Genomic DNA, 13,301 nt, shown 5'->3' on the forward strand with positions numbered 1-13,301 from the left:
AAGGGGAGCGTGCGGGATGAAGGTGTTTTGGGGGCTGGGTAAATTCTTGACGTTGCTGTTCTGGGTCGTGGTGGTGGTCAACCTGATCACACCGCTGATCAACCCGTTCCACCTGTTGGTCAACCTGGCCGGCAGCCTGTTGTTGCTGACCCATGTTCTGGAACTGCTGTTGTTCAACGGCAGTGTGAAAACCCGTGCCCATCCCTGGCGTGACCGCTTGCAGATCCTGCTGGTGGGTATGTTCCATGTGCAGAGCTTTTCGACGCCGACACCGGCTAATGATGTAAACAAGGAGGCCAATCATGCGTAAGGTTTTTCTGTTGGCCCTGCTGGTCAGCCCCATTGCCCTGGCCCAGAGCGTCAGCGTCGAGACCAACTCGTTGATGCGCCTGCCCAACAGCAGTGGTGTGTTGCAACTGGAGCGACTGGACGTGGCGGATTACGGCACCTTGCTGATTCCCGCCAATATCACCCAGGTGACCGTGGATGAACTGCACCTGGGCCGCGACGCGCGAATCGCCATCGTGCCCGGTAGCACCACGTTGCAACTGCAGGTGCGTCAGGCGCAGCTGGAGCAGGGCAGCCAGATCACCTCACGCGGCGCTCCCGGTACCCATGAGCGCCCGGCCAAGGCGGGGCGTGACCTGGTGTTGCGGATTAACTCGCTGACGGCCGATGAGCTGTCGGTGGATGCCCGCGGTGGCGCGGGTGCCCAGGGTTATGCCGGGCTGGATGGTGCCAACGGCGAAGACCCGGGCTGCACCTGGGGTTCGGCCGGGCGCGGTGCCAATGGCGACAACGGCGGCGACGGGCTGCCGGGCGCGGCGGGCGCGCAGGTTCGTGTGGAATTGCCGCAGGACTTCCCGGGCGAGAAAATCAAGGTCTGGGTGGACGGCGGAGCCGGTGGCTTGGCGGGCACGGCGGGCAAGCCGGGTAAAGGCGGGCAGTCCAAGGGGTGCCTGGTGTACCGCGCGGATGGCGGCGAAAAGGGCCGGGCCGGGTTGGAAGGGCAGCCGGGGCCAGCGGGGCCTGCGGGTGCTGTGACCATTCAGAGGCTCTGAGGCGACTGGCCTGACGTTTTCGCGAGCAAGCCCGCTCCCACATTTGAAACGCATTCCAAATGTGGGAGCGGGCTTGCTCGCGAAAGCGGTCTACTAGGCGCTTTAGAACATCGGCCGTGCCGAAGCAATCGCCACCAGCACCAACCCCACTATCAAGTTGATCCCCACCAATTTACGAATCTGCCCCAAGGCCGCAGCCCCGGCCGGCCAATCCTCCGCCGCCACCGCCACGCGCAGCTCCGGCAACTTCAGCGCCTGAATCCGGATAAACAGCGCCGTCATCACCACATACAACCCCATCATGACCTGTACATAACGCGGCGCGGTCTCAAACCCGCTGAAGCGCAGTTGCAGCAGGCCGACACCGCTGATCGGCAACACCAGCACCGCCACCCAGACCCACACGAAAAAACGTTGAAACACATTTACCCAGAGTTTCAGCCGGGCCGGCCCGTCCAGCGCGGCCATGGCGGCGGGGCGCAGGATCATCCAGGCGAAAAACATACCGCCGACCCAGATCAGGGCGGCCAGTACATGCAGGGTGTAAGCGAAGCTAAAGACGGTCATTGGGGTACTCCGTTCTGCGCGGGATTAATTAGCGGGGTATGATAGCGGCCGATCCGAACCACTGAAAATTTATCCAGCGTTTTTTGCGCCCGACTATCCATGATCAGCACTGAACTCAAAACCACGATCCAGGGCGCCTACTCGCGTTTTCTCGAAGCCAAGAGCTTGAAACCGCGGTACGGCCAGCGCCTGATGATCGCCGAAGTCGCCAAGGTCCTCGGGGATATCGACACCGACGACGAAGGTCGGCGCAGTGGCGACCCCGCCGTGGTGGCCGTCGAGGCCGGCACCGGTACCGGTAAAACCGTGGCCTACAGCCTGGCGGCGATCCCCACCGCCAAGGCCGCCGGCAAGCGCCTGGTGATTGCAACCGCCACCGTCGCCCTGCAAGAGCAGATTGTCTACAAAGACCTGCCCGACCTGATGCGCAACAGCGGCCTGAATTTCACCTTCGCCCTGGCCAAGGGCCGTGGGCGCTATATGTGCCTGTCCAAGCTCGACGTGCTGTTGCAGGAAGGCCACGCGCAAACCGCCACTGCCTCGCTGTTCGAAGAAGAAGGCTTCAAGATCGAAGTCGATGAGGTCAGTCAGAAGCTGTTTACCAGCATGATCGAGAAACTGGCGGGCAATAAATGGGACGGCGACCGCGACAGCTGGCCCAATGCCCTGGAAGACGCCGACTGGGCGCGCCTGACCACCGATCACAGCCAGTGCACCAACCGGCATTGCCCCAACTTCGGCCAGTGCGCCTTCTACAAGGCCCGGGAAGGCATGGGCAAGGTCGACGTTATTGTCACCAACCATGACATGGTCCTCGCCGACCTGGCCCTGGGGGGCGGCGCCGTGTTGCCCGACCCGCGCGACACACTCTACGTGTTCGACGAAGGCCATCACCTGCCCGACAAGGCCATCGGCCACTTTGCTCACTACACGCGGCTGCGCTCCACCGCCGACTGGCTGGAAACCACGGCCAAGAACCTCACCAAGTTGCTCGCCCAGCACCCGCTGCCGGGCGACCTGGGCAAGTTGATCGAGCAGGTGCCGGAGCTGGCGCGGGAGATCAAGACCCAGCAGCAATTCATGTTCAGCGCCTGCGAGCAGGTGGCAGACTTCAAGCCCGGCGAAGACGTGGAAGGCCGCGAACGGCCGCGCCATCGTTTCGTTGGCGGGTTGATCCCCGAGCACATGCGCGAAATGGGCGTCGAGCTGAAAAAGGGCTTTTCGCGCCTGACCGACTTGTTCACCCGTCTCACCGATTTGCTCAAGGAAGGCATGGATGGCGAGGTCAATATCGGCATCGCCAGCAATCAGGCTGAAGAATGGTACCCGCTGTTTGGCAGCCTGCTGTCCCGGTCCCAGGGCAACTGGGAGTTGTGGACCGCCTTTACCGTCGAAGACCCGGAAGACAACCCGCCCATGGCCCGTTGGCTGACCCTGTCGGAAAGCGGTGCGCTGTTCGATATCGAGGTCAACGCCAGCCCGATCCTGGCGGCGGAAATGCTCCGACGCAATCTGTGGAACGTGGCCTACGGTGCCTTGGTCACCTCGGCTACGCTGACGGCCCTGGGCACCTTCGACCGCTTCCGCATGCGCGCCGGGCTGCCGAAAAAGGCCGTCACCGCCGTGGTGCCCAGCCCGTTCCATCACGCCGACGCCGGTGTGCTGCGGGTACCGGACCTCAAGGCCGACCCACGGGATGCGCCGGCCCATACGGCGGCGATCATTCGTGACCTGCCATCATTGGTGGAGGGCTCACGGGGCACGCTGGTGTTGTTCTCGTCCCGCAAACAGATGCAGGACGTGTTCGACGGCCTCGACCGTGACTGGCGCAAGCAGGTGTTTATCCAGGGCAACCTGTCGAAACAGGAAACCCTGAACAAGCACAAGGCGCGGGTGGATGGCGGCGATTCCAGCGTGCTGTTCGGCCTCGCGAGTTTCGCCGAGGGTGTGGATTTGCCCGGTGCCTACTGCGAACACGTGGTGATCGCCAAGATCCCGTTCTCGGTGCCGGATGATCCGGTGGAAGCCGCGTTGGCCGAATGGATCGAAGCCCGGGGCGGCAATCCGTTCATGGAGATCTCGGTGCCGGACGCTTCCTTGAAACTGGTCCAGGCCTGCGGCCGCCTGCTGCGTACCGAAGAAGATCGCGGCACCATCACCTTGCTTGACCGGCGTCTGGTTACCCAGCGCTATGGGAAAGCTATCCTGAATGCTTTACCGCCGTTTCGGCGGGAAATTTCTTAAGGCCCAGTGGGCGAATTCGCCCACTTTGTGGTCTATCTCACCATCGCTTCACGTCATCAGGCCAGTCACCGGCCGTTTGGGAGAACCTTGTTCACATGATTCGCACGCTGCCCGCTGTTTTTGCCCTGTTGTTTGCCGCGCCATTGCTGGCTGCGCCTGCCGGGCAACAAACCTTGTTCAACTTTGTACGGCCCGCCGATGTGGTCAAGGTGGCGACCCAGGACGCCAGCCTGCCGCAATACAACGCCGAACAAACCGCTGAAGGCGAAGTGCTGCGCCGTATCACCTTCAACCCGGCGGCCGAACCGAGCCTGGTGCTCAGCCCGCAGACCGGCGCCTGGGACTGGTCGCAATCCGGTGCCATGAGCCTGCGGATTCAAAGTGCGATGGACTGGGCGCTGACCCTGTACGTCAAGGTGCAGAGCAATGACGGCCGGACGCTGTTCAGCCGTATCGACCTGCCAGCCGGTCCCGCGCAAACGCTGTTGATTCCGCTGCAAGCCAACTCGCCCCTGAGCCAGGGGATGAAGGCCGGCCCGCCGATGCCGATCACTGTCGATGGCCAGCGCGTGCTGCTGGCCAGCAGCGAAGGGGAGATCGACCGCAGCCAGATCGTGTCGGTGACCCTGTCGATGATCAAGCCGAACGTTGCCCAAAGCATCTTGCTCGAACGCTTTGGCGTGCAGGACATCGCGCCGGTGCTCAAGGCTACCTACAGCGATCTGGTGGACGCCTATGGGCAGTCCACCCGCGCCCGGTGGCCGGAGAAAGTCAGCAGCGACGAGCAGTTGAGGGCCGCAGCGGTCAAGGAACAGCAACAGCTCAAGGGCTGGCTGGCCGAGCGCGACAAGGCCTCCCTGGACAAATTCGGCGGCTGGAACAAGGGCCCGGCCTTTGACGCCAGCGGCTTCTTCCGCACCGAGAAGCGCGACGGGCGCTGGTACCTGGTGACACCGGAAGGCCATCCGTTCTACTCCCTGGGCGTCAACACCGTCGCCCCGGACAACAGCCAGACCTACGTGGCGGGCCGCGAATGGATGTTTGCCGCGCTGCCCAAGGCCGGCGAGCCTTTCGACAAATACTACGGCAGCGGTGACAGCCGCAGCGGCAATGGTGCCGATCAGGGGCGCAGCTTTAATGTCGGCCGCTGGTACGACTTCTATGGCGCCAACCTGCAGCGTACCTATGGCCAGCCGTGCGTGCCGCCGGCACCTTGTGCTCCGGAAGGTTTCGACCAGAAACGCTGGGTCAGCCACACCCTCGACCGCCTGCGGGCCTGGGGTTTCAATACTGTGGGCAACTGGAGTGCGCCGCAGCTGGCGACCGCCGACCGCGTGCCTTACACCTTGCCACTGTCGATCGTCGGTGATTACGCGAGCATCAGCACCGGCACCGATTGGTGGGGCGGCATGCCCGACCCGTTCGACCCGCGCTTCGCCATGGCCACCGAGCGTGCGGTGGCAATTGCCGCCCGTGACCATCGCGACGACCCGTGGCTGATCGGCTTCTTTGCCGACAACGAACTGGCCTGGGCCGGTCCCGGTGATGATGCGAAATCCCGCTACGCCCTGGCCTACGGCACCCTGCGCATGACCACCGACGTGCCGGCCAAGCGCGCGTTTCTCAAGCAATTGCGCGACAAGTACCGCAACCAGGAGGGGCTTTCCAGGGCCTGGGGCATCGAGCTGCCCGCCTGGGAACTGATGGAAGACCCGGGCTTTGTGCCGCCAATGCCAAGCCCGGAGCACCCGGAAATCGAAGCGGACTTCAAGTACTTCCAGAAGACCTTTGCCGACGCCTACTTCAAGACCATCTCCGATGCATTGAAATGGCATGCGCCCAACCAGCTGTTGCTGGGTGGCCGATACGCGGTCAGCACGCCGGAAGCGGTGGCGTCCTGCGCGCAATATTGCGATGTGCTGAGCTTCAACATGTACACCCTCAAGCCTCAGGACGGCTACGACTTCGCGGCCCTGCGGACGTTGGACAAGCCGGTGCTGATCACCGAATTCAACTTCGGCTCGGCTGACCGCGGCCCGTTCTGGGGCGGCGTGACGCAGTTGGCCCGGGAAGAGGATCGTGGGGTTGCCTACGCCAACTTCCTGAAGCAGGCCATGACCGAGCCGTCGATTGTCGGCGTGCATTGGTTCCAGTACCTGGACCAGCCGGTTACCGGCCGTTTGCTTGACGGCGAAAACGGCCATTTCGGTCTGGTCGGCATCACCGATGTGCCGTTCCAAGGGTTTGTCGACAGTGTGCGCAAAAGTAACCTGGCTGCCGTCGATCAACTGGGCAAGGAAGCCGAAAAGGCCAAGGCTGCCGCAGCGGTCCACGCCGGTGAGGGCGGCAAGCCCGGGCGTGAAGGCAATGCAGCAGCGCCGGGTGCAGAGCATTCCGGCGGGCATTCCGGCAAAGGTCATTGATGGGGCTGATCGACGAGAGCGGGTTCACAAATCGCTCAATGGCTGGAACAATGTCGGCCACTTTCTGTAGTACTTTTCCAAGGGGGCTTAGGTGCAGATTCAGGGTCATTACGAGCTTCAATTCGAAGCGGTGCGTGAAGCCTTCGCCGCGCTGTTCGACGACCCTCAGGAACGTGGTGCCGCGCTGTGCATCCAGATTGGCGGCGAAACCGTCGTCGACTTGTGGGCCGGTACCGCCGACAAGGACGGTGCCGAGGCCTGGCACAGCGACACCATTGCCAATCTGTTCTCCTGCACCAAGACCTTTACGGCCGTCACGGCGCTGCAATTGGTGGCCGAAGGCAAGTTGCAGCTGGATGCGCCGGTCGCCAAGTACTGGCCGGAGTTTGCTGCCGCGGGCAAGGAAGCCATCACCCTGCGTCATCTGCTCTGTCACCAGGCCGGGTTGCCGGCCCTGCGTGAAACGCTGCCCGCCGAAGCCCTGTACGACTGGCAGATGATGGTCGACGCCCTCGCCGCCGAAGCGCCATGGTGGAAGCTCGGGGAAGGGCACGGTTATGCGGCGATTACCTATGGTTGGCTGGTGGGCGAGTTGCTGCGCCGCGCCGACGGTCGTGGGCCGGGCGAGTCCATCGTGGCCCGGGTTGCACGGCCACTGGGCCTGGATTTTCATGTGGGGTTGGCAGATGAAGAGTTTTATCGAGTTGCCCATATAGCCCGAGGCAAGGGCAATGTTGGCGATGAGGCGGCACAACGTTTACTTCAAGTAACGATGCGCGAGCCGACGGCGATGACTACCCGTGCATTTACCAATCCACCGTCTATTCTGACCAGCACTAATAAACCCGAATGGCGGCGTATGCAGCAGCCAGCGGCAAATGGTCACGGTAATGCGCGAAGTCTGGCGGGTTTTTATAGTGGGCTGCTCGACGGTAGTTTGCTGGAAGCCGATATGCTCGAAGAGTTGACCCGCGAACACAGTATCGGCCCGGATAAAACCTTATTGACACAAACCCGGTTCGGGCTGGGTTGCATGTTGGATCAACCGCACGTGCCAAACGCCACGTTCGGCCTTGGCCCACGGGCCTTTGGGCATCCCGGGGCCGGTGGTTCGGTGGGGTTTGCCGATCCGGAACATGATGTAGCCTTTGGTTTCGTGACCAATACATTGGGCCCCTATGTACTTATGGACCCGCGGGCGCAAAAGTTGGTAAGAATATTGGCCGGTTGTCTGTAAATAGCTTGCTGTCTTGCGTTTTTTTGTTACAAAGGCACATACAAAAAGACGCTAGGCAAAATGTTGTAACTTTAATGTTCCAAAAGCGTCTGTTTAACGGGTCATTCAGGCCCCTGGTTTTTTCTCATTTTGTGGATATCTCATGTTATCGAACAAGTCCTTGGCACTGGCGCTATGCCTCACTATTACTGGCTGTGCACAAACCCCACAAAATGATGCCGAGGGCGGGCATTGGTGGTCATTTGGCTCCGATAAGGCTGCTACCAAGGACGCAGTGAGCCAGGCCGACACCAAACCGGATGCCAAGCCGGCGGTCGCGGCCAAGGCGCCAGCGCCGGTAGCACCGGCTGCTGCACCTGCACCGGTTGCGAAGGCGGATACCGGCTCCAGCTGGTGGCCGTTCTCGTCGAAAGCCGACGACGCCAAGGCAGACCTGAAGGCCGACCTCAAGGCGGCAACGCCTGCCTCCGGCGCCCCGGCTGATGCACCGGCCGCTGCACCTGCCGTTGCCAAGACGGATACCGATACCAAATGGTGGTGGCCGTTCGAAAGCAAGCCAAAGCCATTGGCCAAAGTCGACGTCGCCAACATCCCGATGCCTGATCCAAAAATCACCCAGGCCTGGCTGGACGACTACGAGCCACGCCTGCGTCTCGCGATCAAGGACAGCAACCTGCAACTGGAACGCCGCGACAACGTATTGGTGGTGATTGCTCCGGTTGACGGCTCCTACAACCCGAAACGCCCGGCGATGTTGCTGCCGGTGACCCTGGGTCCGTTCACCCGTGTTGCCAAGGCCGTTGAAGGCGATCCGAAAACTGCCGTACTGGTCCTGGGCCATGTAGATACCTCGGGTGCCGAGCCGGTGAGCCAGGCCCTGACCAAGGAACGTGCACAGTCCATCGCTTCGATCTTCAGCCTCAGCGGCCTGAAGCAGGACCGCCTGATGCTGCGTGGCATGGGCGACCTGATGCCGCGTGCCGCCAACGACAGCAACCAGGGCCGCGCCCTGAACCGTCGCATGGAAATCATGTTCACCCAGCGCACCACCATGCTGGCCCTGTTGAGCAAGTACAACTCGGCCAACCCGCCGAAGGCTGAAATGGTCGCTGTGCAGGACGTTCCTGCTCCAGCCGCTGCTCCGGTCAAAAAAGCTGCCGCTCCGGCGAAAAAAACCGTTGCCAAGAAAGCTGCCGCCAAGCCGGCTGCCAAAAAGGCCCCGGCCAAGCCTGCTGCTAAAAAGCCAGCACCTGCCAAGGCCGCCGCTCCAGCTGCTACCAACGACCAGGCGAAGAACTGATTATTTGAGCAAGAAGGATAAAGCCGCATGACCCAGGCACTGGCCGATATGCGCCGTGACTACACACGGGACGGTTTGAGCGAGGCCCAGGCCCCGGATGAACCGTTTGCCTTGTTCCACCAGTGGTTCGCCGACGCGGTGAAAACCGAACAGCCACCGGTGGAGGCCAATGCCATGACCCTGGCTACGGTAGACCAGGACGGTCGCCCGCACTGCCGGATCCTGCTGCTCAAAGGCCTGGATACACAGGGCTTTACCTTCTTCACCAATTATCAGAGCGCCAAGGGCGAACAACTCGCGGCGCGACCGTTTGCCGCCATGACCTTCTTCTGGCCGACCCTGGAGCGCCAGGTGCGCATCGAAGGTCGGGTGGTCAAGGTCTCGCCCGAGGAGTCGGATGCTTACTTCCAGGTCCGTCCCCTGGGTAGCCGCCTGGGTGCCTGGGCTTCACCGCAAAGCCGGGTAATCAGGGACCGCGAAGAGTTGCAGGCGCTGCTCAAGGCCACCGAACAACGCTTCAGCGATACCCAGCCTGATTGCCCCGAACACTGGGGTGGTTACCGCCTGCTGCCGGAGCGCATCGAGTTCTGGCAAGGCCGCGCGAGTCGTTTGCACGACCGCTTGAACTTCCGCTTGCAGGGGGCCGACTGGACCCGTGAGCGCCTGGCGCCCTGAGCCCACCTTTCGTCACCTCGCCTGAATGTAGCGCTGCACGCCGAAGTCTCTAGTCAGAGACCTTGGATGGGTAGCGCTTCGCTGCGTTATGCGGCCGTTAGCTACAATGATGACAGCGTCCATCGAGATCCTGAGAGGTGGGATTGCTACCGTTCGTCGAGTTTTTCGGTACAGGTTCTCTGTACTAAGGCTGAATGAAAACAATTTTCTGCCCGGCATGCCGTGACAGGCGGCAAGCCACAGCGGTTTAATGGATACCTGTCCTTTGGAGTTGATGCTATGCGTAAGTCCGTTTTACTAGTTGCCTGCTTTACCACCCTGTCGCTGCTGCTGGGTGGCTGCGCCTCGAGTCTGACCGGCGACTCGTACTCCCGTGACGAAGCTCGTCGTGTACAGACTGTTCGCATGGGCACCATCGAATCCCTGCGTCCGGTGAAAATCGAAGGCACCAAGACCCCAATCGGCGGCGCTGCGGGCGCAGTCATCGGCGGCGTTGGCGGCAGCGCCATCGGCGGCGGCCGTGGCAGCATCGTGACCGCCGTTATCGGCGCAGTCGCCGGCGGCCTGCTGGGCTCGGCCACCGAGGAAGGCCTGACCCGCACCCAGGGTGTTGAAATCACCGTCCGCGAAGATGATGGCAGCATGCGCGCCTACGTCCAGGCGGTTGAAGAGAACGAAATCTTCCGCATCGGCGACCGCGTTCGCATCATGACGGTGGACGGAACCAGCCGCGTTACTCGTTAAGGGTAAGGTTGCAGGAAAAGAAAAACCCCAACCGGGTGGCCGGTTGGGGTTTTTTGTTGGACGTATGTTTTGCGGGATCAGGTGAACATATGAATATCGTCAAGGGTGTCTTGTACGGCACCACTCAGAAACGGTGATTTTGTTTTTGCTTGTTGCAGTGCTGGCGAAATTTTCGCCATGTCAAGCTCACCGAAGCGTCGCGCGATGTGGCCTATCGCAATGATGGCAGCTGACGCGATGTTCTCGTCATCATTGCTCACATACCGGAGGCAGGTTTCTTGTGCCCACGTAGCGTCTGTCTCGTTGAGGCCAATGGATATCAGGGCTTCTGTGATCTTGTTTAGGTCGTTGGTGGCTAGAAGGCTTATAGCTTCATCGTGGCTAAAAGACGGGTCGTGATAACGCATACTCATTTTTCAGCTCCTAGAATTTTTCCTTTTCGATCTGTTTTATTCGCTTTTATTAAAGCGTTTTTCATCTCTTGTCTTAACTCACTCCACCGCCTCACATGACCGTGGTAAAGACCTTCTGAGGTGCGATCAATCACCACAAACTCGTTTGTGTGTGGGTCAATACCTATTCGTCTACGTGAATTTGGCGGATTCAGCTCCACTGAGTTGTTAAGAGCATCTAAGCCGTTAGTCGGCTTTTTGCTTTTGACAGAGCTATCTTTTTTTCCGTGATAGGGGGCGTCCTCATACTTCAGGCTTACAACGATATACAGAGGCCGAATGCCCGAATCCACCGGAAACACCAGAATGAAATCCCTGTATTCCGGCGGGTAAATCGGGTCAACGATGATGCTAGCGGCCTTCTCGGTCGGTGGGTACACCCAGATTTGCGGTGCCTGCGGCGCAGCTTCCAGCGCAGGAATACCGAGGGTGCCAGCGGGATCGATGGCAGGCGTCCAGATCAGCTCAATCCCGTCGCCCAAGTCCGCGACCTGATGTTTGCCTCGCAGCCCAAACTTCACGACATCGATCATTTCCCAGTCGCGATTTTTCCCTGTGTAGAAGGCGTATCCCTTGAGGGTGCCGTTAGCTAATTGCTCGACGTGCAGGCGAACCCGTGTACGCGCTCGTGGCATTGAGCGCAGTTGACGGTCGCTGTAGAGCGCGCTGTCGCCCAAGCTGGAGGGCCAGATAAGTGCTGCAATCCCAAGCATCAGGCCTGCGGCGACTGTTCCAGCACCGGCTGCGACGCTTGATGCCCCGCCGATCGCGGAACCGCCCAGTGCCAATGTTCCGAGCCCGGCCGGGAGGGCGCTGCCGCTGATCTTCTTGAGTGGCAGTAGCCCCTCACTGTCGGTTTCACGGCCACCAAGCAGCACGTGTTCGCCATAGTCCCCTATGCGATCAAGCGGTAAGTAACCGGACGGATTGTTGTAGTCGATGAGGGCGTCCGGCAGATTGCAGGACTTTGCGAATACGCAGCCGACCATGGGCAATGGCGTTGGCGGCGGCTCCACTTTACGCCTGGCCTCGTAGGCTTCCTGGCGGGCAAGCATGGCTTCATATGCTTGCTGCCTGGCCTCACGCTCAGCCAACTCGCGCTCGTTCATGTTCTCGAGCCGTCGGTAACCGCCCGTGCCGGTCCCGTAGCATCGCCAGACTTGGGGTATATCCTTGTTGTTTGCCATCGTGCCCTCCTGGCGTGTTGCATAACGACGTCCGGCGGCGGAGCCGGGAGCACGACGTTATTGCAAGCAGCGGAGGGTGGATGTAGGACGGTTCTGTGAGATGGCGCCGAATGGGCCTAGAGGAGGTTGGAGCCGGCAAGCCGGCTCCAAAAGCGGTTACGCCTGAACGAGCGCCTGCTTGCGACTGGCCATCGCCGTCACTGCATACCCGATCAGCGCCGCCAATATCGATCCGGTCAGGATGCCCATCCGGTCCATACCCGCGTATTCACTGCTGCCCGGCACAAACGCCAGGGAGCCGACAAACAGGCTCATGGTGAAGCCGATGCCGCACAGGACCGCCACGCCGAGCACCTGGCCCCAGTTGGCGCCGGCGGGCAGTGCGGCAAGGCCGGTTTTTACCATGACCCAGGTGAAGCCCAGTACGCCAACGGTCTTGCCCAGCAGCAGGCCGGCGGCGATGCCCATTGGCACGTGGTGGGTGAAGCTTTCCAGGTTGACGCCCACCAGCGAGACGCCGGCATTGGCAAAGGCAAACAGCGGCAGGATCGCGTAGGCCACCCAGGGATGCAGGGCGTGTTCCAGGGTCAGCAGCGGCGATGGCTCGGCGTTTTTGGTGCGCAGCGGGATGCAGAACGCCAATGTAACGCCCGCGAGGGTGGCGTGTACGCCGCTCTTGAGCACGCAGACCCACAGGATCAGCCCGACAATCATGTAGGGCCCCAGCTTGACGACACCCAGCCGGTTCATCGCAATCAAGGCGATCAGGCACGCTGCTGCACCGGCCAATGACGCCCCGGACAGGTCGGTGGAGTAGAAGATGGCGATCACGATGATTGCGCCAAGGTCGTCGATGATGGCCAGGGTCATCAGGAACAGCTTCAGCGAAACCGGCACGCGCTTGCCCAGCAGGGCCAATACGCCCAGGGCGAAGGCAATGTCGGTGGCCATGGGGATTGCCCAGCCACCCAGGGCGGCCGGGTTGTCCTTGTTCAGCGCCCAATAGATCAGCGCCGGCACGACCATGCCGCCGATGGCTGCCGCTCCCGGCAGTACTACTTGCGAAGGCTTGGACAGTTGGCCGTCGAGCAACTCGCGTTTGACCTCAAGGCCGATCAGCAGGAAGAACAGGGCCATCAGGCCGTCGTTGATCCACAGCAGCGCCGGCTTGGCGATTTTTAGGGCGCCGATTTGTGCGACCACCGGCACGTCGAGAAAACTCGCGTAGAGGTGCGACAGCGGTGAGTTGTTGATGATCAGCGCCAAAGCGGCAGCAGCGATCAGGAGCAGACCGCTGGCGGCTTCCAGCTGGAAGAAACGGGTGAAAGTGCTACGCAGAGGCAAGGGATGCTCTCCAATCAAAGTTCAATAGGTGGGTACCCTAACCCGTACCGTTAGTTGTTAAAACAAA

General features: G+C 61.2%; 12 protein-coding genes. 8 read left to right on the forward strand and 4 right to left on the reverse strand.

Annotated features, from left to right (window positions below; translation table 11 throughout):
• The first annotated feature begins 16 nt into the window (after positions 1-16).
• Both HX817_RS28430 and HX817_RS28435 read left to right on the forward strand, forming a co-directional pair.
• Positions 17-310, forward strand: a complete 294-nt coding sequence (locus HX817_RS28430; protein ID WP_087694264.1) for a DUF1145 domain-containing protein — start codon at positions 17-19, stop codon at positions 308-310.
• Positions 303-1,061, forward strand: coding sequence for a hypothetical protein (locus HX817_RS28435; protein WP_003213707.1), 759 nt, complete (start codon positions 303-305; stop codon positions 1,059-1,061). Before HX817_RS28430 ends, HX817_RS28435 begins: the two co-directional genes overlap by 8 nt.
• A gap of 102 nt (positions 1,062-1,163) precedes the next feature.
• Here the strand turns inward: HX817_RS28435 and HX817_RS28440 are convergent, their stop codons facing one another.
• A complete protein-coding gene (locus HX817_RS28440) occupies positions 1,164-1,628 on the reverse strand; it encodes a CopD family protein (protein ID WP_003213709.1) in 465 nt (154 codons plus the stop codon).
• 99 nt (positions 1,629-1,727) lie between these two features.
• On the opposite strand from HX817_RS28440, the gene dinG reads away from it, so the two are divergent.
• The 6 genes from dinG to HX817_RS28470 all read left to right on the forward strand — a co-directional run bounded on the left by dinG (position 1,728) and on the right by HX817_RS28470 (position 10,251).
• A complete protein-coding gene (dinG, locus tag HX817_RS28445; protein ID WP_008432096.1) occupies positions 1,728-3,872 on the forward strand; it encodes an ATP-dependent DNA helicase DinG in 2,145 nt (714 codons plus the stop codon).
• A gap of 95 nt (positions 3,873-3,967) precedes the next feature.
• The gene (locus HX817_RS28450) at positions 3,968-6,295 is read left to right on the forward strand and encodes a beta-galactosidase (protein ID WP_177041967.1); all 2,328 of its coding nucleotides are present in this window, start codon (positions 3,968-3,970) and stop codon (positions 6,293-6,295) included.
• A 91-nt stretch (positions 6,296-6,386) separates the two neighbouring features.
• On the forward strand, positions 6,387-7,532 hold the full coding sequence (locus HX817_RS28455; RefSeq protein WP_003211696.1) for an EstA family serine hydrolase: 1,146 nt from the start codon (positions 6,387-6,389) through the stop codon (positions 7,530-7,532).
• Positions 7,533-7,674: 142 nt separating this feature from the next.
• Positions 7,675-8,832 (forward strand): OmpA family protein, encoded by a 1,158-nt coding sequence (locus HX817_RS28460; RefSeq protein WP_087694263.1) that lies wholly within the window; start codon positions 7,675-7,677, stop codon positions 8,830-8,832.
• Positions 8,833-8,859: 27 nt separating this feature from the next.
• Entirely contained in the window at positions 8,860-9,507 is a 648-nt protein-coding gene (gene pdxH / locus HX817_RS28465; protein WP_003211693.1) for a pyridoxamine 5'-phosphate oxidase, read from the forward strand.
• 279 nt (positions 9,508-9,786) lie between these two features.
• Positions 9,787-10,251 (forward strand): glycine zipper 2TM domain-containing protein, encoded by a 465-nt coding sequence (locus HX817_RS28470; RefSeq protein WP_177041969.1) that lies wholly within the window; start codon positions 9,787-9,789, stop codon positions 10,249-10,251.
• A 77-nt stretch (positions 10,252-10,328) separates the two neighbouring features.
• On the opposite strand, the gene HX817_RS28475 is transcribed toward HX817_RS28470, so the two are convergent.
• The 3 genes from HX817_RS28475 to nhaA all read right to left on the reverse strand — a co-directional run bounded on the left by HX817_RS28475 (position 10,329) and on the right by nhaA (position 13,234).
• Entirely contained in the window at positions 10,329-10,664 is a 336-nt protein-coding gene (locus HX817_RS28475) for a hypothetical protein (protein WP_177041971.1), read from the reverse strand.
• The gene (locus HX817_RS28480; RefSeq protein ID WP_177041973.1) at positions 10,661-11,890 is read right to left on the reverse strand and encodes an S-type pyocin domain-containing protein; all 1,230 of its coding nucleotides are present in this window, start codon (positions 11,888-11,890) and stop codon (positions 10,661-10,663) included. The genes HX817_RS28475 and HX817_RS28480 overlap by 4 nt, the downstream gene beginning before the upstream one ends.
• A gap of 156 nt (positions 11,891-12,046) precedes the next feature.
• A complete protein-coding gene (gene nhaA / locus HX817_RS28485; RefSeq protein ID WP_003211688.1) occupies positions 12,047-13,234 on the reverse strand; it encodes a Na+/H+ antiporter NhaA in 1,188 nt (395 codons plus the stop codon).
• Positions 13,235-13,301 lie beyond the last annotated feature (67 nt).

It is taken from the genome of Pseudomonas sp. C6002, from assembly GCF_013385805.1.
Classification (GTDB): domain Bacteria; phylum Pseudomonadota; class Gammaproteobacteria; order Pseudomonadales; family Pseudomonadaceae; genus Aquipseudomonas.